A 19,222-nucleotide genomic window follows, 5' to 3' on the forward strand; every position below is an offset into this window, starting at 1 on the left:
CGGTAGGAGCACACCATGCGGTTCTCTCTGCGTGGGCCGGGAGTCTGCGTTGGCTCTGGTTCTTGCCTGGTTGACTCTGGTTCTCAGCTGCAGACAGGTGATATCATGAGTGATATCAAACGGAGGTGATGCGTGATGGCTGCGATAGTGGTGCGAGGACTCGAGGAATCGGTCAAATCCGCCCTGGCTGCGCGGGCGCGGAAGCACGGGCGCTCCATGGAAGCTGAAGTGCGCGAGATTCTGACGCAGGCGGCCAGCAGACCGAATATCGGAATGGCACTGATGCAGGCCGCTCGGGAAGCTGGAGGCGTTGATGAGCTTCCCGTTCCCAGCAGGGACGAGCGCGCACGCTCGGTGGACTTCGCGTGATCGTCTTAGACACGAACGTCATCTCGGAGCTGTTCCGTCCGCTGCCGAACCCGCGTGTGGTGGCGTGGCTCGAATCGCTGTCTGGTGAGGTTGCGATCACTGCGATCACGGCTGCCGAGCTGTTGGTCGGTGTTCGCCGTCTGCCCGGCGGCAGACGTCAGACGCAGCTTGCACAGGGTGTCGAAGCTGTCCTGGACCAATACCGGCGGCTCAATGCTGTGCTGCCCTTCGACGTCGCCGCTGCATCTCATTACGCAGATCTCGTCGCCAATCGTAAAGCTTCGGGATCTCCCATCAGCATGGCTGACGCGGAGATCGCGGCGATCTGCCGCACTCATCTCGCAACGTGCGCAACGCGCAACGTCAAGGACTTCCAGGGAACTGGTGTCTCCACGATCAATCCGTGGGAAGCCTGAACAGCTCTCTCAGTCGGCGGTGGAAGGCTCGGCGGCCGTCGTGCCGGATGGGTGCGACGAGATCAGTCTGCCCGGCAGGCTGTCGAGCACTGGGGCATCATGGAGGCAGTCTGAGGGCACATGTGCGCCCGTCGACGATGACGGTCAGGCTGGTGAGGAGACTGTTCTGTGGAGACTGGGACACATGCCCGAGAAGCGGGCCGCATCAGGTCGCCAAGGCGCGTCCTCGTGCTCCTGAATCCTCTGGCCGCTGACCGGCACCCCGGGTGTGCGACCGCGCTCGCCGCAGCAGCGGCGGACCTTGAGCTGCTCGTGCCGACCGGTGCTGACGCCCAGCTCCAGTTCAACGCCGCGGCCGAGGCGGTTGAGACCGGTGTCGATGCGGTGGTCGTCTGCGGCGGTGACGTCACAGTGGCCGCCGGTTTCGCCCTGACTGCTGGCACCGGCATCCCGCTGAGCATCGTGCCGGCAGGCACCGGCAATGATTTCGCCCGCGCCGCCCGGATCGAACGCGGCGACCCGGTCGGCAGCCTGTCCCGGCTGCTCGATGGGCTGCGGGACGGTGCGCTGCGGGACGGTGCGCTGCGCAGCTGCACGGTAGATGCGCTGCACATGACGGTCACGACTCCGGACTCAGGCCAGTCGCACGTATGGGTAGCGAACTCCGCCAACATCGGCTTCGACGCGCTCGTCAACGCACGCGCCAACACCTACCGCCGGCTGCCTGTCACCGGACGCTACCTCGTGGCGCTCCTGCGCGAACTCCCAGCATTCCGCCCGGCACGATTCCGCATCTCGCGCGACGACCAGCCGCCTCAGAATCTGACGGCCACGCTCATCTGCGTGCAGAACGGGCCCTGGATCGGCGGCGGCATCCCACTGGCCCCCGCAGCCGACCCCAGGTCCGGGACCGCCGTCATGAGCACAGTCGACAGGATTCCCCGCCACGTGCTGGCAGGCCTCTTCCCGCTCATCTATCTGCGCGCCCACCGACTGTTGGCACCGCTACGGCAGCATCGGGTCGAACGCGTCCGGGTCACAGTCCCCAGCGGCGTGCCGGTCTACACAGACGGCGAGGAGATCCTCCCCAGCAGCCACGACGGGGCCGAAGTGGAGATCGCTGTCATGCCCCGGGCTGTCCGCCTCATCCAGGGTCTGCCCGACTGACAGCCTCCGTGTGGGGCATCATGGATGTATGAGTGAGATCACCATTGCACGCATCTATGACGACAACGCAGGTGGCTATCGCGTGCTGCTCGACCGGCTCTGGCCGCGCGGCATCAGCAAGGAGGACGCGGATTTGGATCGGTGGGCCAAGGACGTTGCCCCGAGTGATGATCTGCGCACGTGGTTCCACAACGGCGGAGACTACAGCGAATTCGCAAAGCGCTACCGCGCCGAGCTCAAGGACAACGAGGAATTCGACGACTTCGCCGCCACGCTGGCCGAGCAGAAGAACATCGTGCTGCTGACCGCGTCGAAGGACCCCGAGCACAGCCACCTGAGCGTGATGAAGAAGATCCTCTCCTCACGCAGCACGAAGAGCTGAGCTGCGGCTGCATCGCCGGGGCCGGCCGTCAGGCAGCCGGCAGTCGGGGCAGCACGCAGTTCAGGCGAAGAACTCCTGGCTCGCCACGCTCGGGGCATCGGGGCCGATGACGTCGATGAGCACATCGGCATCCCGGTAGGAGGCGTGCCGGGTCCACCCGTCGATGCCGGCCAGCGCCGCATGGGCGCTTTCAGCGCGCCGGTAGCCACCGGGCACCGGGTGCCGCCAGTGCGCGGCCAGCACCACCCCGCCTGAGCGCAGGCTCGCCGCCGCCGAGGTGAGGAACCCTGCGAATGACTCGTCGCTGAGGTAGTAGGCCAATTCGCTGAAGACAATGAGGTCGAAGCTGCCGGTCGGCCAGTCCTCGATCCCGGCACAGCGCACCTCGACCGAGGCGCCGGCACCGCTGGCGCGCAGCCGCTGCCGGGCGGCATGGACGGCAGCAGGCACGACATCAGCGCAGATGAGCTCCTCACAGCGGTCAGCGAGCTGCTCGCTCAGCATCCCGATCGAGCAGCCGGGTTCGAACGCCCGGTCGAAGCGCGGCTTGGGCAGCATCGCCATGATGAGCTCAGCGCGCCTGCGCTCGTACCACCGCTGGCCGACCGACCACGGGTCATCAGCGTGCCGGTAGAGGTCATCGAAGCCGGCCGAACGGTGGACGAAGACCACCTGCCGCTCCCGGCACATCCGCTCCCGCACCCTCGCCGGCAGAACCACCGCCTCGGGCCCGGCGGCCGGATCCCGGTCGACGGCGACCCCGTAGTCGAGACTGACCTGGGAGCGGAAGCAGTCCAGCGCGGCAGGCAGCGACGCCCGCAGCCGCTCGGGCACATCGAGGCGCACCGCATCTGCCGCGAGCTCATCGGGCACGTCTGCCGGCGCGGTGTGCTGCCACAGCCACACCGGATATTCGACGACCGGGCAGGTCGGACGGGTCGCAGCGGCGGCGAAGGCGGCCCGGCCAGCCGCGTCGTGATCGGGGTGACCGTCGGTGCGCAGGGGAGCAGCGATCCACGTGCCGGTCGGCAGCTCATCGAGGAGTTCAGCCAGCCGCCCGGCAAGCGTCTCCTCATGCTCGGCAACTGCGCCGTCGGGGATCGACAGCCGGGTGACCGGCGGGACGGGACAGCCGGCGGCATCAGCGAGAACCTGCAGGGCCGCGTCAGTTTCACCCCGGCGGATGGCGGCGAGCTCGGCCGGATCGATGGCCTCCGGCGGGTGTGAACCCTCGCCGTCGGTGACCGCAGCCAGGCGGACTGGGATACCGGCATCGAGGGCGGCAGCGAACAGCCCGCCGGCGCCGGCGATCTCATCATCGGGGTGTGGAGCGACGATGAGCAGTCCCGGCAGCGCCTCGGCTCCCGGCCAGGCGGGCAGCGCGGCGGCACAGGTGTCGATCTCCGTGCCCGAGGCGGCAGGCACCTGGGCGCCGGAGAAGGTGCGCTCGCCGGCAGACTCAGCGTCGGCTGCGGGACCGGTTGCGGGGGTGGGCTCAGTCATGGGCGCCGGTGAGTCCGAGGAGCCGATCCCAGGCTGCAGTCGGAGCAGTGTCATCGTTGTGTTCGGTGATCTGGGCGGCGATGGCAGCCTCGTCGGCTTCGGCGTGGGTCTGGCGGATGTAGACGCTGAGGTCGGCCACCAGCTGCGCGTGCTCGCCGTCGCCGCACAGCGGCCCGGCACCGAGTGCCCGGCCGACGCGTTCGATGACATCAGCTGCCATCCGGTCGATGCGGGTGCGCACCGCCAGCGCGCGAGCCATCATCAGCCCCGAGGAGTTGCCGGGGTCGGCGTCGATGAACGCGGCAGTCGACTCCAGCAGCGCCCAGCCGGCGGCAAGCTCGGCTGCGACCGCACCGGCCTGCGCGGCGATGAGCGGGGAGACGCCCTCACGCAGTGCCTTGGCCAGCAGCGGTTCGGCCACGGCGCGGGCGCCGCCGTACCAGCAGGCTGCGACACCAGCACCGCCGTGCCAGAAGCCGGGCCGGTCGAGATAGTCGCGGTGGCTGCCGAGCCGGCGGGCCGGCACCGTGTCGAACTCGACCCAGCCGGAGTCGCTGGCAGCCATTCCGACAGCAGGCCACGTTTCGGGCACCGCACGCACGCCGTCCTGGCGCAGATCGACGGCGAAGAACCCCACCTGCCCGGTTTCCTCTCGGGCGGTCACTAGCGCATGGGTGCACATGCCGGCCCCTGAGCACCACGGTTTGGTGCCGGTCAGCGACCAGGCGCCTGCCGCCTCGGCGGCGGTGAGCTGCGGCTGCGGCGGCTCAGCCGCCCATACGCCCCAGTGGCTGCCCGGTTCGACGAGGTCGGGTGCGCCGAGGTCGGTGGTGATCGCCTGGGCATCGGCGTGGGCTTCGATGAACCGGGCGGTGACGAGGTCCGCGCGGGCGAGGCGCGCCAGCGTGGCGAACCGGGTGAGGGTGTCGCCGCTGGCGGGGTGGGGGAGTGCGTGGCCGGTGAGCTGGGCGGCTCGCCGGCCGCGGGTCTGGGTCATGAGATGAGCTCCTTGAGGTCGTCGGACAGGCCGCCGGGTGAGCGGCCATCGGTGCGGCGGGAGGTGGTGACGGGGATGTCGAGCGGCCAGCGCACGTCAAGGCCGGCGGCCTCAGCGCGGGTGACGAGGTCGACGTCCTCGTGCACGGCCAGGGCTGCGAATCCGCCGAGGACGTCGTAAGTGCGCGGGTGGAAGGACAGGTTGGCGCCGTGGATGTGGCGGTGGCCGGCCGGGGTGATGCCGGTGGCATACAGGGCCGACCAGCGGGTGCCCAGCGTGTCCTGGAGGTGCGGGTCTGCCGGGGGTTCGAGGCAGACGGTGCCGGCGATGAGCTCGGCGCCTTCGGCGCTGAGCTCGAGGAGGCGGCGGCACCACGAGGTGGGTACGGCGCTGTCGGCGTCGGTGGTGGCCAGCCAGGCGGCCTGTGGTGCGGTGGCGCGCAGGTGGGCGAATCCGGCGTGCCGGGCCGCACCGACCCGGCCGAGACGGACCGGCAGCACGTCGGCGCCGTGGGCGCGGGCGGTGGCCGCGGTGGCATCGGTGCAGGAGTCGGCGACGACGAGGACGCCGAGCCGGCAGCCGGCCGCCGCCGCCGAGGCGTTGAGGGCATTGAGCGCGCGGGGCAGGAGGGCTTCCTCGTTGTGGGCGGGGATGACGACGTGCAGCTGTGCGGAATCCGTCACCTGTCCATCCCTCCTGCCACAGTTCTCCCAGGAGCGGGCGGGCCATTCCCAGGGAGTCAAGGAACCTTGTACTGTGATCCTACCTGCTCATTTTCGTCACCGGCAGCACTGCGGCCGTGGTGATGATGAGCTGACCTGAGGAGATGCCATGGGCAGACGACAGCACTACGCAGCGTTCTACGAACTCGCCCCCGCACCGTGGGCAGACGACCGGCCGAAAGCGATTGTGGTGGGCAACTGCCAGGCGGAGTCGATGCGCATCCTGCTGGAGTCCAGCGGGTGGCTCACCACCATGCGGATCCCGCCGATCTTCGAATGGACCGAAGAGGACACCGCCCGGGCTCGGGCGCTCATCGAGGGCATCGATGTGCTCGTCATCCAGCCGGTGCACGCCGACTACCGCGGAATGCCGTGTGGCACCGAACAGCTCGAAGCCCTCCTGCGCCCCGAAGCGGTCAGCGTGCGGATCCCCTCCCTGCGCTACAACGGTCTGCACCCCTATCACGCGATCGTGCGCGACCCGCAGGATTCGAGCCTCGACCCGCCGGTGGTGCCGTATTCGGACCTGCGCACCATCATCGCCGCTGCCGCCGGCCGCGATCCCGCTGACGCCGCCGCCTGGCTGGCCGGCGCGCCACCGCTGAGCCCGCAGGCCATCACCGCCGCGGCTGCGGAGTCGGTCGCCCAGCTGCGTCGCCGGCAGGACGCCCACGGCACCGTCGTCATGGACGATGTGCTCGCAGCCGCCCCGCATTGGCCGACGATCAACCATCCTGACACCGTCACGCTCATGACCCTGGCCGAGCGCACACTTCAGCGTGCCGCCGAGGACACCGGCACCGAGGCGGTGGTCACCCCGGTGCATCCGGGACGCGAGCTGCTCGGAGGGCTGGAGGCACCGGTGCGGATGGAGGCGGCAGCGGTATTGGCTGCCGAACTGCGGCCAGGAGCCCGGGAGGATGCATGGCAGTCCCGTGACTGGGATCCGCCGGTCAGCGAAGAGCAGGTCGCTGCCGAGCAGATCGTGTTCTGCCAGCGGCCCGGATTCCTCGACGCGGCACTCACCCGGTGCCGGGAGCGCATCGAGATCCTCGGGCTCGACGCCCTGCTGCCGTAGGCGCGCCGGGTCAATCGGCGTCGGCTGCGCGTGCGGCACGGGCGAGATCGGCAGGAGTGTCGATGTCGATGAGCTCGGCCGCGCTGGCCGGGATGAGCGTGACATTGTGGCTGCCGTACAGTGCCCTGACCGGACGGCCGGCTGCCGGCCCCACGCCCGTGAGAGCATCCCGCAGGGTCGCCTCGGGCCAGGCCGCACACAGAAACTGCACCCGCCCACTCGGGTCGACGGCTGCAGCCGGAGACGCGGCCGCGGCAGACTCGCGCAGCCGGTCGAGCAGTGACGCGGTGATCGCCGGCATGTCACCGGCGAGCACCAGGATGACCCTCTCACCGGCCGGCAGTGCGGCAAGGGAGCAGCTGATGCCGTGCAACGGCCCGCCGAAGGCCGGCTCCTCGGCCACCACCTGCACCCGGGCGCGCACGCTGGCATCGATGCCAGCCGCCGAACCGCACACGACGATCTCACCAACCCCGGTAGCCTCGACGGCGGCCAGCAGGGAGCTGATGACCGGTGTTCCGGCGATCTCGATGCCCGGGGTGTGGCGGCCGCCGAAGCGCCTTGAGCGCCCGCCGGTGAGGATGATCGCCGCAGTGTCCATACCGCTAGCCTACGGGCGCATCCCAGCCTGCGGCGAGAACCGCCTCGGGCGCGGACCGCCTGGCACGCCGGGAGCGCAGGCTCTCCCCGCCCAGCGCGTCGCGGCGTTCACCTCAGCCGCGCCGATCGTGCTGACCTTCGCCGCTCTGGACCACCACCGGCCCTACGGCGCACCTCGGCATCATCGACGGCGCCTGCACTGAGTACCCCGGCCAGCGCTGCACATCTCACTTGGTCGGGCAGGGCGCTGCTTTTCGTCTTTCCGGGCATGAGGCTGCTGCGCTCCGACGGCCGTCACCTCGGCGACAGGATCGCCGACACCCAGGTGGTCCCGGTCGGGAGTACAATCGCGCCATGAGTGAGGATCTGCCCGGCGGTGCCGTCCATCCGCTGCCTGAGGATCTGGGCGCAGAGCTCACCGCGCACGCCCAGGCGCGTGAGGCGTGGCTGGACATCACGACTCTGGCGCGCAACGAGTTCATCTGCTGGGTCGAAGACGCCAAGCAGGCCGCAACGCGTGAGCGCCGCATCCGGCGCACCCGCGAGGAGCTCGAGGACGGGATGCGCCGGCCGTGCTGCTGGCCCGGCTGCAAGCACCGCGAGCGCACCGGCAGGCCACCGGCTGCCCAGGGCAGCTGAACCTCAGTCGTTCTCCTCGGTGGCGGCGATGACCCGGTAGACGCCGGGCAGTTCGGTCAGCTCTTCGACCAGCGTGCCGGACTTGAGATCCGGGCCGGGGGTGAAGCGCAGCGACGCCTGGATGATCGTGCCCTTCCGGCCGTGCAGGCGCTGCGTGTGGGTCAGGGCCGCCTCGTATCCCAGCTCCGAGGCGGTGGCGAGGATGTCGCGCAGCACACCGTGGCCGTCAGCGTAGCGGATCGTGATGTAGCGCGAATGGCGCGGATCCCGCATCCGCTTGACTGCGAAGGTCACGACGAACACGGTCAGCAGGTACAGTCCGACCGTCAGCGCCGCAACAGCCGGCATGCCGGCACCGCAGGCCATCCCGACCGAAGCGGTCACCCAGATGCTGGCTGCGGTCGTGAGCCCGGAGACGATGTTCTGGCGCACGAAGATGACACCAGCACCGAGGAAGCCGATGCCGGTGACGATCTGCGCGGCGATCCGGGCGGGATCGCGGGTGACGTCCTCAGCTGAGGCGAAGCCGTAGACCGACACGAGCGTGAAGAGGGCAGCGCCCAGGCCGACGAGGATGTGCGTGCGTGCTCCGGCGCTCTTGTGACGCAGCTCGCGTTCGACGCCGATGATCGCCGAGAGCACGAAGGCGGCCACCAGCAGCACGGCCTGGGTGCCCAGGTCGGCGGGAAGGAGATCAATGTCCACGTCGGTGTCCTCACTCCCTGTTCTGTCAGCTGCCGTCGCCGAGGCGGTGGGCACCGGTGCCGGGGACGAGTCCGTTGCGTGCAGCGAAGGGGTCCCAGCCCGGGTCGGCATGGACGTCGAGTTCGACGAAGTCGCAGGCCTCACGGGCCTGCTCCGGGCTCGTAAGCGATGCGATGAGGGCAGCGGTCATGTCCATCCCGGCAGCCACACCCGAGGATGTCCAGCGGCTGCCGTCTTCGACCCAGCGGGCGACCGGCTGCCAGTCGACATCGCTTCCGAAGCCCGTCGCCCACCGGTAGGCGCGCTTGTTCGTCGTCGCCCGGTGCCCATCGAGCAGGCCGGCCGCTGCCAGCAGCGCCGATCCGGTGCACACCGAAGCCACCACCTCGGCGTCGGCACAGTACTCCCGCAGCCAAGTGAGGAACCTCTCCTCGGTGACGAGCCGGCGCGTGCCGAAGCCGCCGGGGACAAGTACGATATCGGCTGCCGGGGCTGCGGTGCAGGCGGTGTCGGGCACGATCCGGGTGCCCTGATGGCTGACGACCGGCTCACCGGTGGGCCCGAGCATGACGATGGTGAAGTGATCGGGCAACACGCTGAGCAGCTCGACGGGCCCGAAGACATCGAGCAGTTCGAACCCCTCGAACAGGACGACGGCGACAGTGCGGTTCTCCACCATCCCAGTCTACGCAGGAGAACTCCGAAGCAGGTTCCGGTCGACTGAACCCGGGCAGCACAAGGGCGGAGCAGCATCGTCTGCTGCTCCGCCCTCTCAGCGGGTCCAATGGATCACCTGCTCACCGGCACGTGATCACGCGTGTCATCAGGCCCGATTGCGGCGGGTAAGCGCGACAGCTGCGGCACCCGTTGCGAGCAGTGCGAGTCCGAATCCGACGGACATACCGACCTCGGCGCCGGTGCGCGGCAGGTCGCGGTCGTCGTCGCGGCCCGAGCCATCGTCATCGCGGCCGTCGTCATCCTTGCCGTCGTCGTCCCCGGGCTTGTCAGAGGGCTTGTCAGACGGCTCGTCCGAGGGCTCGTCCGAGGGCTGGTCGCTGGGCTGATCGGTCGGATCATCCGAAGGCGTGTCCGTCGGCTGCTCCGTCGGGTCATCGGTCGGGGTCTCCGTCGGATCATCCGTGGGATCCTCGGTCGGCTCCTCGGCGGGATCGTCACCAGCCTTCCAGTTGACGACGGTGCAGGTGACGACCTGTTCGCGCTCGACTGTCAGGCTGAAGCCGGTCTCACCGGCGTTCTCAACCGGCACATCGACCGGCTCCTCACCGCTGGTCTCCCGGCACACAGCGTTCTTGCCGTCCTGCTGCAGCAGCGTGAAGTCGTCCTTGAGCGTTTCGGTGATCGTCGTGTCCACTGTCGGGTTGGAGACGAGATCCTCATAGGAGAAGTTCGCCACGCCGTTCTCATCGGTGGTGGCCTGCGCGGGGTCGGCGTTGGTGGCTGTGAAGTCCCAGCCTTCGGCCGGCTCCGGCTCAGCCTCGCCGATCTGCGTCTTCTTCAGCACCGTCACGCTGCCTTCGCAGGTGGCGGCAGCGATCTGCCGCAGACGCTCGCCGAGCTGGTTGTAGTCATCGGCGGAGAAGTAGTCGGAGTTCTCATTCGGGCCTGAGATCTGCACGATGTTCTCGATCGTCGGCTCGCTGCCCACGGCGATGCCGACCATCTTCGTGCCTTCGCCCTTAACGCCGTTGGCCGAGGTGATGGCGGTGTCGAGGTCGATCTGGTCGAACCGGCTTCCGCGGTCGGTGTTGTCGCCCACACCGGGGGTGCCGTAGGCGGTCGGCTTGCCGTCGGTGACGAAGAGCACGGCGTCGTAGCTCTTGCCCTGGGCCTGGGCGATGCCGCGGTCCCAGTTGGTGCCGCCGTCGCTTCTGGCGGGGCGTGTGAGTCCGTCGATGCGGTCCTTGACGCTGGCGGCATTGCCGGATTCGGCGATGCTCGTGACCGGGATATCGGCGTTGTCGCCGGCCGGGGAGAAGGTGGCGAAGGTCTGCACGCCCACGGAGCTCGGAGTGCCGGTGAGGGTGTCGACGACGCCCTTGGCGGCTTCCTTGGACTTTTCGACATCGGCATCGGTCAAGGAGTTGGACAGGTCGAGCACGATGCCGAGGTTGAGGCCGCAGCGATCAGGCAGGGATGGGTTCGGAGCTGGTTCGATGGACTGCGCAGCAGCAGGGGAAGCTCCGATGAACGCCGTGGCGGCGACCAGGGATCCAGCCGCGGTTGCGGCCAAGAGGCTGCGGAAGCCACGTGAACGGGTGGGTGGCGTCATGTTCTCTCACTCAGTTAGGTATATATTCATACGAGACATGGTTCACGTTATACAGATGTCACTGTCAGGTCAATCACAGAGACGCCGCTCTCTCTGAATAACGTCTGTGTGCGCGTGGGGGCTGGCTCGTCACTAGACTGTTCGCCATGAGTCCACAGACCCAGACGACCGGCACCGGTGAGACCCGAGCGCAGACGAAGCTGCACACCACGCAGATCGGCAGCGGCAGCGGTGACACCGAGAAGATCGTCTTCCTCCACGGCCTGTTCGGCCGCGGCAAGAACTTCACCTCGATCGCCAAGGGCCTCGAGCCCGAATGCACGAGCCTGCTCGTCGACCTGCCCAACCACGGGCAATCCCCGTGGACCGAAGAGTTCGACTACGTCGCGATGGCCGATGCCGTCGCCGAGGAGCTCGTCGCCTTCGGTGCCGAGGAGTCGCCTGTCGGTGTGGTCGGGCATTCGATGGGCGGCAAAGTCGCGATGATGCTCGCCCTACGTCACCCCCAGCTGGTCGACCGCCTCGTCGTCGAGGACATCTCGCCGGTCAGCAGTGCAGACTCCTCACACGATGCCGGCAGCAGCTTCTCCCACCTGCTCAACACCCTGCGCGCCCTCGACCTCTCCACCGTCGACTCCCGCAGTGAGGCTGATGAGAAACTCGCCACAGACATCCCCGATGACCGTGTGCGCGGCTTCCTGCTGCAGAACCTGCGCCCCGGCGACGACGGTTACTACTGGGAACCGAACCTCGACCTGCTGTGCCGATCCCTGTCGACCATCGGCGACTTCCCGGACGCAGACGACAAGACCTACGACCGGCTCGTTCTCTGGGTGGCAGGGGAGAAGTCCGACTACATCAAACCCGAGTACACCCCGGCGATGCGCGCCCTGTTCCCGCGCATGCTCAAGATCACCATCAAGGGAGCCGGGCACTGGATCCACTCGGAGAAGCCCCAGGAGTTCCTCGCCGCGCTGCGGCGCTTCTTCATCTCATAAGCGCCGCAGCCGCCTCGAACGCGCGCCGCAGGTGGTCTCGCGCTGGTAGTTTTGATGCCATGCATGATGACCAGCCGGGATACCCCGACCCTGCCCGCTCTCCCCATCCCCAGCCAGGTGCCGCACCGGGCCCTGCGACTGGCCACAACCCGGGCTACGACCCCGCGCCCATGCCACCGGCAGCTCCTGCCGGCCAGCCCGCACCAGTTGGCGAGCCATACGCCGCGGCCGGAGCGGACCCGTACGCCGCAGCCAACCCATACGTCGCCGGTGATCCGGCTGCGTCCGCCGAACGCGGTCAGACGCATTCGGAGTTCTACCGCCTGCCGGGCAACCGCTGGTGGAAGGGCGTCATCACGATCATTGCGCTGCTCGTCACGATGCTGGTCGCCTCGTTCGTGTTCACCCTCATCGCCGGCATCATCGACCTGGCCACCGGCCAGCTCGATTTCGAAGCGGCGGCGGAGGGCAGGATCGGCATGTCGCCGCTCATGCTGCTGGCCACCAACCTCTCACTCATCGCACTCGCCGTCGTCGCGCTCATCTTCCACCGCTTCCTGTTCCGGCAGCGCATCGGCTTCCTCAATTCGGTGGTCGGACGGTTCCGCTGGACGTGGCTTCTGTGGAGCCTCATCCCCATCGGCATCGGCTTCGCCATCTACATCACACTGCTCGTCGTCAGCAGCGACTGGGATGCCTACGCCCCGCTGCCGGCCGGCATGACGATCTTCTACCTCGTCGTCGTCCTGCTCACCACCCCGTTCCAGGCTGCAGCTGAGGAGTACGTCTTCCGCGGCGTCATCCAGCGCATCACCGGCTCCTGGGTGCGCGGGCCCATCCCGTCGCTCATCCTCGGCACCGCCGTCAGCTCTGTGCTCTTCGCCGCAGCCCACATGGCCGGCGACCCGTGGCTGATCCTGTACTACTGGCTCTTCGGCGTCTTCCTCTCCCTCCTCGCCCACTACAGCGGCGGTCTGGAGGCGCCGATCGTCATCCACGCGATCAACAACGTCGCCCTGTTCGTCACCGCGACCTTCAGCGGTGAGATCGCCCAGGAGATCGACCGCTCGGCCGGTGCCGGCGGGCCGTTCATGCTCATCCCGGTCGCTGCGATCCTCGTCGTCTCCGCCGCAGCGATCATCCTCGCCCGAGTGCGCAGCGTCCAGATGTACGGGGTGGCCGAGGAGATTCCGCGCCGCGGCGCCGCGACCACCGGAGCTCCGGTGCAGCAGTGGGGTGCCGAGGCGCCAGCCCCGCTGCCGTACGATCACTACGCGCGGGCCGATGCCGGACAGCCGCCCGCTCCCGAGGCGGCGCCGCCACAGCACTTCGGCACCGGCTGGCAGGACGGGAACGCCGGCCAGCCCGGACCCAGCCAGCCCGCCCCCGGGCAGACAGGTCAGCATCGTGGCCAGCAGCCAGGTCAGCAGCAGCCCGGCTGGCCGGACCAGCGGTGACAGCGACAGCGGCCGGGATCCGATCGGATCCCGGCCGCTGCATTTCTCAACCGCTTTAAGCGGTCGATAATCACTTCTGCTGCTTGGCTGCCTTCGCCGCGGCCTTGCGGGCCTTCTTGTTCTCCCGCACCTGCTGCAGCGTCTCATCATCGACGATGTCAGCAGCAGAGATGAGCGCGTCCTCATCCCCGTACTCACCGGCCGCCTCACGCCAGCCCTCAGCCTGCAGATCGAACTGCTTGCCCAAAAGCGATAAGAAGATCTTCGCCTTCTGATCGCCGAAGCCCGGCAGCTTCTTCAGCCGCTTGAGCACCTCGGCCCCATCCGGGTCGCCGGCAGTCCACAGCGCCTCGGTTTTGCCGTCGTAGTCGGCACAGATCGTGGCCGCGAGCTTCTGCACCCGCTCAGCCATCGACTTCGGGAACCGGTGGACGGCCGGCTTTTCCTTGAACGCCTCGAGGAACTCCTCGGGATCGGCCTCGGCCACCAGCTCGGGGGAGTAGCCGCCGAGGCGCTCGGCCAGTTTGGCCGGTCCGGCGAAAGCGGACTCCATGGTCACTTGTTGATCGAGGAGCATTCCAGTCAGCAGGGCGAAGGGATTCTCAGCCAGCAGCTTGTCAGCGGCCGGCTCGGTCGCCAGATACAGAGTCGTCATGCCCCTATTGTGTCAGCACTGGACATTCCTGTGCCTGCGCCGATCCTGCTAGCGTCGGATCCATGACAACGCATGCGTTCTCCCGCAGCAGCGGCGGTGCGACCTGCCCGTGCGGCGGCCTGCCGAAAGGTGCAGCCTTCCGCGACTGCTGCCAGCCCGCCCTCAACCTGCAGACCTGGCCTGCCACCGCCGAGGCGCTCATGCGCTCACGCTACTCCGCCTTCGCCACCGGCAACGGCGACCACCTCTTCCGCACCTGGGATCCGCGCACCCGCCCAGCCGACACCTCCCCGCCGGTCGCCGACTGGGTGCGCCTGGAGATCCTGCGCACCGAAGCTGGGGGAGAAGACGACACCGAGGGCATCGTCGAATTCCGCGCCCACTGCATCGAAGACAAGAAGAAGCACATCATCCACGAGGTCTCCACCTTCGCCAAGCGCGCCGGCCGCTGGGTCTACGTCGACGCCCTCGAAGCCTCCGGGCAGCCGGCAGCGACACCGTGAGCCAGGTCAGCGCCTTCTTCCTGCGCGGCATCAACCTCGGCGGCCGCAACCGCGTGCCCATGGCCGAACTGCGCCAACTCGCCGACCGCCTCGGCGCCGGTGACATCGCCACCCACCTGGCCAGCGGCAACCTCGTGTGCACCCCGCCCGAGGCGCCGGGCGCCTTCGCCGATCGCCTCACCGCGGCAGTCGAGGAGACGTACGGATTCGCAGTCCCGGTCGTCACCCGCACCGCAGCCGAACTCGCAGCGATCCTCGCCGACGATCCCTTCGCCGGGATCGCCGACAATCCCAGCACCGAACTCGTCTACCTCTTCGCCGCGCCCGTCGCCGAGTCCGGCCGCTGCGCGTTGCCGCTCACCGGCGGCGAACAGGCCGCCTGGGCAGACGATCACGTGCGGGTCTGGCACGATCGCGGCGTGCACGGCTCGAAGGTCTCCCACAGCCTGCTCGAACGCCGGCTGGGCTTCACCGTCACCGCCCGCAACGTCCGCACCCTGGCGGCCGTCTCGGCACTGTGCGACCGGGCGGAATAGGATGGGCAGGCGTGCCGTTACGCACTCAAGAAGCCACACCCCTATGGAGGTTCAGTGACACAGCGCCCCGCGGCCGACCCGAATGAGAAGTTCAGCGACTACACCCACGGCGAGAAGCTCGTGAGCACCGCCTGGGTCGCCGAACACCTCGGCGACGACGGACTTGTCATCGTCGAAAGCGACGAGGACGTCCTGCTCTACGAGACCGGCCACATTCCCGGAGCCGTCAAGGTCGACTGGCACACCGAGCTCAACGATCCGGTCACCCGCGACTACCTCGACGGCGAGGGCTTTGCCGCCCTCATGTCGAAGAAGGGCATCAGCCGCGAGGACACCGTCGTCATATACGGCGACAAGTCCAACTGGTGGGCCGCCTACGCGCTGTGGGTCTTCGAGCTCTTCGGCCACCCGGATGTGCGCCTCATGGACGGCGGGCGCGCGGCCTGGATCGCCTCCGGCGGTGAGATGACGACCGACGCCCCCAAGCGCGAGGCCACCGAATACCCGGTCGTCGAGCGAGTCGACGCCGGCAGCCGCGCCTTCATGACCGATGTGCTCGACCACCTCGGCAAGCCGCTCATCGACGTGCGCTCGCCGGAGGAGTACACCGGTGCCCGCACCCACATGCCCGACTACCCCGAAGAGGGCGCCTTGCGCGGCGGGCACATCCCGTCCGCCGCCTCGGTGCCGTGGGCCCGGGCAGCCAACGACGACGGGACCTTCCGCTCCCGCGACGAACTCGAAGCGATCTACACCGACGAGGTCGGCCTCGACCGCAACGATGACATCATCGCCTACTGCCGGATCGGTGAGCGCTCCAGCCACACCTGGTTCGTGCTGCGCTACCTGCTCGGCTACGAGTCGGTGCGCAACTACGACGGCTCCTGGACCGAATGGGGCAACGCCGTGCGCGTGCCGATCGTCAAGGGCGAAGACCGCGGGGAGGTGCCCGGCCGCGCATGAGCGAGAACCTTCCTGAGTCGCTGCAGGAGATCATCGACGACTTCGCAGCGCTGGCCGAACCGGACAAGCTGCAGCTGCTGCTCGAATTCAGCAACGAGCTGCCCGGCCTGCCCGAGCGCTACGCCGACCACCCCGAGCTGCTCGAACCGGTCCCAGAGTGCCAGTCGCCGATCTTCCTCGTCACCGAAGTCGGCGACGGCGAGCAGGCCAGCACAGAGGCGCCGGCTGGCGAGGACGCTGAGGTGCGGCTGTTCTTCTCCGCCCCGCCCGAGGCGCCGACGACCCGCGGCTTCGCCGGCATCCTGCACGAGGGTCTCAATGGGCTCACGGCCAAGGAGATCCTCGAGGTGCCCTCGGACCTGGCGCTCAAGCTCTCGCTCAACGACTCCGTCAGCCCGCTGCGGCTGCGCGGCATGTCCGGGATGCTCGCCCGCATCCAGCGGCAGGTCAAGGAGAAGGCCCTCGGCTGAACCCCGCAGGGCCCACCCGAGGGCCATCCGCCCGCAGGCCGGCGCAAGCGCCTGAGCCCGCGCCTGTCTCAGCCGAGCAGTGCGCGCAGGGTGACGACGCCGACCGAGCCGATGAGCGCTGCCGCCGGCAGGGTGATGACCCAGGCCAGAGCGATCGGCTTCATGAGGTTCCAGTTCGCCGCCCGGTTGACCAGGCCGACACCGAGCACCGCGCCGATGAGGATGTGTGTTGAGGACACCGGCAGGCCTAGTACCGAAGCACCCATGACGACACCGGCAGCGGCGAGCTCGGCGGCGAACCCGGAGGCCGGGTGCATCTTCGTCAGGCCCGTGCCGACGGTCTGGATGACCTTGCGGCCGACGAACCACAGCCCGGCGATGAGCGCGACACCAGCAGTGACCATGATCGCCGCCGGCACCGCCGACTCCTCAGCCACCGACTGCGTTTTGAGCACATCGATGATCGCTGCGAACGGGCCGACGGCGTTGGCGATGTCATTCGAGCCGTGGGAGAACGCGAACGCCGAAGCGGTGAACACCTGCATCCAGCTGAAGAGCAGGAACGTCGAGCGTGACAGGTCGTGGTGGCGCAGCGTCTTGGCGAAGATGAACACCGCCATCCACACCGACGCACCGATCATGCCGAGGATGAGGTAGTTGCCGACACCGTCGATCGACAGGTCGAGGTTCTTCAGCCCCTTGAACAGCAGCATCGAGCCGATGATGATCGATCCGCCGGCAGCCAGCAGCGGCACCCACACCTGCAGCGCGCGGTGCGCATCGACCTGCTCGGCCTCCTGCTGCAGGTCGTACAGCTCCCGGTAGTAGTCGGATTCGAGCTCCTCGCGCTTGAAGTCCGGCAGGTTCACCTGCGCGGCATCGCGGGCCATGACATTGGTGTAGGCGATCTGCTGCAGCTCTGTCAGCCGCTCAAACGACTGCTTGTGCCGGTTGCGCAGCTCCGCCCGGCTCACGCGCAGCTGGCGCAGCTTCTCATCGGCTTCCTCGTTGTAGACGAGGATGTGCTTCTTGATCCGGCCGAACAGCACGTAGGCGACGAGCCCGCCGAGCACGGGGGAGAGCACCCAGGAGATCGCGATCTGGCCGATCTGACCCCACTGCACCATCTCCAGTCCACCGGTGCCGGTGACGATGCCGAGGGTGACAGCCGCGCCGACGATGCCGCCGATGATCGAGTGCGTTGTCGAGACCGGCCAGCCCATCCGGGTGGCCACCAGCAGCCACACGGCGGCGCCGAGCAGTGCCGACATCATGATGAACACGAAGTCCATCGGGTCGACCTGCATCCCGCCGAGGTCGACGATGCCCGAGCGCACCGTATCGGTGACATCACCCCCGGCGAGCACCGCACCGGAGACCTCGAAGACGGCGGCGACCATGAGCGCCTGCTTCATCGTCAGCGTCCCAGCGCCCACACTCGTGCCGAAGGAGTTGGCGACGTCGTTGCCGCCGATGTTGAAGGCCATGAACATGCCGAAGATGATCGTGGTGATGAGCACGAGCCGGAACTGGGTCTGGCCGACATAGCCGAACGACCAGAACGTGAAGCCGATGAACGCTGCCGCCAGCAGCAGTCCGAACCAGATGTGCCACCACTTGTCGGGGCCGAGAAAACCTCGCGTCACCGGAGCATGTGCGCCGCGGGTCATCGTATCGTCTGCCATGATTCCTCCAGACACATAAGCGCTTGCTTTCACTGGATTGTCGGCACCACAGGTGGCCTGTGGCTGAATTCCAGAGGAGTTTTGGGCGTACTCTCGCCGTTCCCGAGGCGCCGGGCACCTGCCCAGTGCGCGAATGAGGTTGTCCTAACTACCGGTGGGGTAGGGTGGGGCCGTGGCCGCACCCGGCCAGATCCCTACATGCGAAAGGCAGGTTGCCGCAATGGCGCCAGCGAAGAAGCGCACTCTGCGCCACGGCACCGTCACCTCCCGGCGGGGGCTCTCCGATGAGCTCATCCGCCTCACCGTCACCAGCCCGGATCTCATCGGCCTCGACCTGCCGTACACCGACCATTACATCAAGCTGCTCTTCCCGCCCGCCGGTGCCGAGTACGCCTGGCCCGACGATGCCGCCGAGGTGCTCGAAGACCGCACCCGGCCCGATGCGCCGGTCACCCGCACCTACACGCTGCGCCGCGTCGACACGGAGACCGGGGAGGCGGAGATCGACTTCGTCATCCACGGTGAAGAGGGACTCGCCGGCCCCTGGGCCCGCGACGCTGAACCCGGCGACCGGTTCGCCTTCTTCGGTCCCGGCGGTGCCTGGGCGCCACCGGCCGGAGTGCACATCGTGCTCGCCGGCGATGAGTCGGCAGCCCCGGCGATCGCCGCCGCCTTCGATGCCCTGCCAGCCGGCACCTCGGCGACGGCCTTCATCGAGATCGCCCACCAGCGTGCCCGCTTCGAGATGCCCGAACCCGAAGGCGCGACACTGCAGTGGGTCGCCCGCGACGGCGCGACACCGGGCACCGCGCTTGCCGCTGCCGTGCGCGACTTCACCCCGCCTGCAGGCGAGGTCGCCTATTTCATCCACGGCGTCGCTGAGATGATCAAGGATCTGCGCCGGTTCCTCTTCGTCGAACGGGGAGTGGAGAAGTCCGCCGCCTCGATCTCCGGCTATTGGCGGCTGGGCATGACCGAGGACGAATGGCAGTCCTCCAAGCGCGAGTTCGTTGCCGAGATGGAGGCCAGCGAACAAGCCGCCACCGGCAGCTGAATCCGGTGCCGCAGCCGTGTGTGGCGCCGGTCA

At 68.3% G+C, this 19,222-nt stretch carries 22 protein-coding genes; 13 read left to right on the forward strand and 9 right to left on the reverse strand.

From position 1 onward, the window contains the following. Nucleotides 1–135: 135 nt before the first annotated feature. The 4 genes from B4E96_RS11780 (at nt 136) to B4E96_RS11795 (ending at nt 2,334) form a co-directional block, all read left to right on the forward strand. Nucleotides 136–369 carry a FitA-like ribbon-helix-helix domain-containing protein gene (locus B4E96_RS11780; RefSeq protein WP_170274957.1) on the forward strand — a complete coding sequence of 78 codons (234 nt, stop codon included), beginning with the start codon at nt 136–138 and terminating at the stop codon, nt 367–369. After that, on the forward strand, nt 366–785 hold the full coding sequence (locus tag B4E96_RS11785; RefSeq protein WP_286957714.1) for a type II toxin-antitoxin system VapC family toxin: 420 nt from the start codon (nt 366–368) through the stop codon (nt 783–785). The genes B4E96_RS11780 and B4E96_RS11785 overlap by 4 nt, the downstream gene beginning before the upstream one ends. 228 nt (nt 786–1,013) lie before the next feature. Then, nucleotides 1,014–1,952: a diacylglycerol/lipid kinase family protein gene (locus tag B4E96_RS11790; protein ID WP_286957715.1), complete on the forward strand. Its 939-nt coding sequence runs from the start codon at nt 1,014–1,016 to the stop codon at nt 1,950–1,952. 28 nt (nt 1,953–1,980) lie between these two features. Next, nucleotides 1,981–2,334: a DUF488 domain-containing protein gene (locus B4E96_RS11795; RefSeq protein ID WP_286957716.1), complete on the forward strand. Its 354-nt coding sequence runs from the start codon at nt 1,981–1,983 to the stop codon at nt 2,332–2,334. A 60-nt stretch (nt 2,335–2,394) separates the two neighbouring features. Here B4E96_RS11795 and B4E96_RS11800 read toward each other — a convergent pair whose 3' ends face one another. The 3 genes from B4E96_RS11800 to B4E96_RS11810 are packed head-to-tail and all read right to left on the reverse strand — an operon-like array spanning nt 2,395 to nt 5,517. Then, nucleotides 2,395–3,837: a bifunctional PIG-L family deacetylase/class I SAM-dependent methyltransferase gene (locus tag B4E96_RS11800; protein ID WP_286957717.1), complete on the reverse strand. Its 1,443-nt coding sequence runs from the start codon at nt 3,835–3,837 to the stop codon at nt 2,395–2,397. After that, nucleotides 3,830–4,834 carry an acyl-CoA dehydrogenase family protein gene (locus B4E96_RS11805; RefSeq protein ID WP_286957718.1) on the reverse strand — a complete coding sequence of 335 codons (1,005 nt, stop codon included), beginning with the start codon at nt 4,832–4,834 and terminating at the stop codon, nt 3,830–3,832. Before B4E96_RS11805 ends, B4E96_RS11800 begins: the two co-directional genes overlap by 8 nt. Then, nucleotides 4,831–5,517: a glycosyltransferase gene (locus B4E96_RS11810; RefSeq protein ID WP_286957719.1), complete on the reverse strand. Its 687-nt coding sequence runs from the start codon at nt 5,515–5,517 to the stop codon at nt 4,831–4,833. Before B4E96_RS11810 ends, B4E96_RS11805 begins: the two co-directional genes overlap by 4 nt. 148 nt (nt 5,518–5,665) lie before the next feature. Here B4E96_RS11810 and B4E96_RS11815 point away from each other — a divergent pair, with 148 nt between their 5' ends. Continuing rightward, complete coding sequence (locus B4E96_RS11815; protein WP_286957720.1) at nt 5,666–6,634, forward strand: WcbI family polysaccharide biosynthesis putative acetyltransferase; 969 nt, start codon at nt 5,666–5,668, stop codon at nt 6,632–6,634. Between the two features lie 10 nt (nt 6,635–6,644). On the opposite strand, the gene mobA is transcribed toward B4E96_RS11815, so the two are convergent. Next, nucleotides 6,645–7,235 (reverse strand): molybdenum cofactor guanylyltransferase, encoded by a 591-nt coding sequence (gene mobA, locus B4E96_RS11820; protein ID WP_286957721.1) that lies wholly within the window; start codon nt 7,233–7,235, stop codon nt 6,645–6,647. Between the two features lie 353 nt (nt 7,236–7,588). Between mobA and B4E96_RS11825 the strand changes: the two genes are divergently transcribed. Then, nucleotides 7,589–7,873 (forward strand): YdeI/OmpD-associated family protein, encoded by a 285-nt coding sequence (locus B4E96_RS11825; RefSeq protein WP_170274967.1) that lies wholly within the window; start codon nt 7,589–7,591, stop codon nt 7,871–7,873. Nucleotides 7,874–7,876: 3 nt separating this feature from the next. Here the strand turns inward: B4E96_RS11825 and B4E96_RS11830 are convergent, their stop codons facing one another. The 3 genes from B4E96_RS11830 to B4E96_RS11840 all read right to left on the reverse strand — a co-directional run bounded on the left by B4E96_RS11830 (nt 7,877) and on the right by B4E96_RS11840 (nt 10,868). After that, the gene (locus tag B4E96_RS11830; protein WP_257995196.1) at nt 7,877–8,578 is read right to left on the reverse strand and encodes an MgtC/SapB family protein; all 702 of its coding nucleotides are present in this window, start codon (nt 8,576–8,578) and stop codon (nt 7,877–7,879) included. A 25-nt stretch (nt 8,579–8,603) separates the two neighbouring features. After that, nucleotides 8,604–9,254, reverse strand: a complete 651-nt coding sequence (locus B4E96_RS11835; RefSeq protein ID WP_286957722.1) for a DJ-1/PfpI family protein — start codon at nt 9,252–9,254, stop codon at nt 8,604–8,606. A 147-nt stretch (nt 9,255–9,401) separates the two neighbouring features. Next, on the reverse strand, nt 9,402–10,868 hold the full coding sequence (locus tag B4E96_RS11840; protein WP_286957723.1) for a VWA domain-containing protein: 1,467 nt from the start codon (nt 10,866–10,868) through the stop codon (nt 9,402–9,404). A 146-nt stretch (nt 10,869–11,014) separates the two neighbouring features. On the opposite strand from B4E96_RS11840, the gene B4E96_RS11845 reads away from it, so the two are divergent. Both B4E96_RS11845 and B4E96_RS11850 read left to right on the forward strand, forming a co-directional pair. Further along, nucleotides 11,015–11,866: an alpha/beta fold hydrolase gene (locus tag B4E96_RS11845; protein WP_286957724.1), complete on the forward strand. Its 852-nt coding sequence runs from the start codon at nt 11,015–11,017 to the stop codon at nt 11,864–11,866. A 170-nt stretch (nt 11,867–12,036) separates the two neighbouring features. Beyond that, entirely contained in the window at nt 12,037–13,323 is a 1,287-nt protein-coding gene (locus B4E96_RS11850) for a CPBP family intramembrane glutamic endopeptidase (protein ID WP_286957725.1), read from the forward strand. Between the two features lie 70 nt (nt 13,324–13,393). Here the strand turns inward: B4E96_RS11850 and B4E96_RS11855 are convergent, their stop codons facing one another. Further along, nucleotides 13,394–13,978, reverse strand: coding sequence for an HhH-GPD-type base excision DNA repair protein (locus tag B4E96_RS11855; RefSeq protein WP_286957726.1), 585 nt, complete (start codon nt 13,976–13,978; stop codon nt 13,394–13,396). Between the two features lie 62 nt (nt 13,979–14,040). Between B4E96_RS11855 and B4E96_RS11860 the strand changes: the two genes are divergently transcribed. From B4E96_RS11860 to B4E96_RS11875, 4 genes are read left to right on the forward strand one after another with little or no spacing between them, the layout of a single operon-like run. After that, nucleotides 14,041–14,481, forward strand: a complete 441-nt coding sequence (locus B4E96_RS11860; RefSeq protein WP_259835159.1) for a YchJ family protein — start codon at nt 14,041–14,043, stop codon at nt 14,479–14,481. Further along, nucleotides 14,478–15,017 (forward strand): DUF1697 domain-containing protein, encoded by a 540-nt coding sequence (locus B4E96_RS11865; RefSeq protein ID WP_180964805.1) that lies wholly within the window; start codon nt 14,478–14,480, stop codon nt 15,015–15,017. Before B4E96_RS11860 ends, B4E96_RS11865 begins: the two co-directional genes overlap by 4 nt. A 54-nt stretch (nt 15,018–15,071) precedes the next feature. Continuing rightward, nucleotides 15,072–15,980: a sulfurtransferase gene (locus B4E96_RS11870; RefSeq protein WP_286957727.1), complete on the forward strand. Its 909-nt coding sequence runs from the start codon at nt 15,072–15,074 to the stop codon at nt 15,978–15,980. Beyond that, nucleotides 15,977–16,450, forward strand: coding sequence for a SufE family protein (locus B4E96_RS11875; protein WP_102162758.1), 474 nt, complete (start codon nt 15,977–15,979; stop codon nt 16,448–16,450). The genes B4E96_RS11870 and B4E96_RS11875 overlap by 4 nt, the downstream gene beginning before the upstream one ends. Nucleotides 16,451–16,518: 68 nt before the next feature. Here B4E96_RS11875 and B4E96_RS11880 read toward each other — a convergent pair whose 3' ends face one another. Beyond that, nucleotides 16,519–18,135 carry an inorganic phosphate transporter gene (locus tag B4E96_RS11880; RefSeq protein ID WP_170274975.1) on the reverse strand — a complete coding sequence of 539 codons (1,617 nt, stop codon included), beginning with the start codon at nt 18,133–18,135 and terminating at the stop codon, nt 16,519–16,521. A 220-nt stretch (nt 18,136–18,355) separates the two neighbouring features. On the opposite strand from B4E96_RS11880, the gene B4E96_RS11885 reads away from it, so the two are divergent. Next, nucleotides 18,356–19,189, forward strand: a complete 834-nt coding sequence (locus B4E96_RS11885) for a siderophore-interacting protein (RefSeq protein WP_286957728.1) — start codon at nt 18,356–18,358, stop codon at nt 19,187–19,189. The last annotated feature ends 33 nt before the right edge of the window (nt 19,190–19,222 follow it).

The sequence above is a fragment of the Brevibacterium sp. UBA7493 genome (assembly GCF_002479565.1).
Classification (GTDB): Bacteria; Actinomycetota; Actinomycetes; order Actinomycetales; family Brevibacteriaceae; genus Brevibacterium; species Brevibacterium luteolum.

Excerpts from the sequence above, each read along its gene's own strand:
- B4E96_RS11840 (WP_286957723.1), bottom strand. The coding sequence starts at position 10,868 with ATGACGCCACCCACCCGTTCACGTGGCTTCCGCAGCCTCTTGGCCGCA.
- B4E96_RS11850 (WP_286957725.1), top strand. The coding sequence starts at position 12,037 with ATGCCACCGGCAGCTCCTGCCGGCCAGCCCGCACCAGTTGGCGAGCCA.
- B4E96_RS11885 (WP_286957728.1), top strand. The coding sequence starts at position 18,356 with ATGGCGCCAGCGAAGAAGCGCACTCTGCGCCACGGCACCGTCACCTCC.
- B4E96_RS11780 (WP_170274957.1), top strand. The coding sequence starts at position 136 with ATGGCTGCGATAGTGGTGCGAGGACTCGAGGAATCGGTCAAATCCGCC.
- B4E96_RS11875 (WP_102162758.1), top strand. The coding sequence starts at position 15,977 with ATGAGCGAGAACCTTCCTGAGTCGCTGCAGGAGATCATCGACGACTTC.
- B4E96_RS11805 (WP_286957718.1), bottom strand. The coding sequence starts at position 4,834 with ATGACCCAGACCCGCGGCCGGCGAGCCGCCCAGCTCACCGGCCACGCA.
- B4E96_RS11800 (WP_286957717.1), bottom strand. The coding sequence starts at position 3,837 with ATGACTGAGCCCACCCCCGCAACCGGTCCCGCAGCCGACGCTGAGTCT.
- B4E96_RS11825 (WP_170274967.1), top strand. The coding sequence starts at position 7,589 with ATGAGTGAGGATCTGCCCGGCGGTGCCGTCCATCCGCTGCCTGAGGAT.
- B4E96_RS11815 (WP_286957720.1), top strand. The coding sequence starts at position 5,666 with ATGGGCAGACGACAGCACTACGCAGCGTTCTACGAACTCGCCCCCGCA.
- B4E96_RS11855 (WP_286957726.1), bottom strand. The coding sequence starts at position 13,978 with ATGACGACTCTGTATCTGGCGACCGAGCCGGCCGCTGACAAGCTGCTG.
- B4E96_RS11880 (WP_170274975.1), bottom strand. The coding sequence starts at position 18,135 with ATGGCAGACGATACGATGACCCGCGGCGCACATGCTCCGGTGACGCGA.
- mobA (WP_286957721.1), bottom strand. The coding sequence starts at position 7,235 with ATGGACACTGCGGCGATCATCCTCACCGGCGGGCGCTCAAGGCGCTTC.
- B4E96_RS11845 (WP_286957724.1), top strand. The coding sequence starts at position 11,015 with ATGAGTCCACAGACCCAGACGACCGGCACCGGTGAGACCCGAGCGCAG.
- B4E96_RS11795 (WP_286957716.1), top strand. The coding sequence starts at position 1,981 with ATGAGTGAGATCACCATTGCACGCATCTATGACGACAACGCAGGTGGC.
- B4E96_RS11860 (WP_259835159.1), top strand. The coding sequence starts at position 14,041 with ATGACAACGCATGCGTTCTCCCGCAGCAGCGGCGGTGCGACCTGCCCG.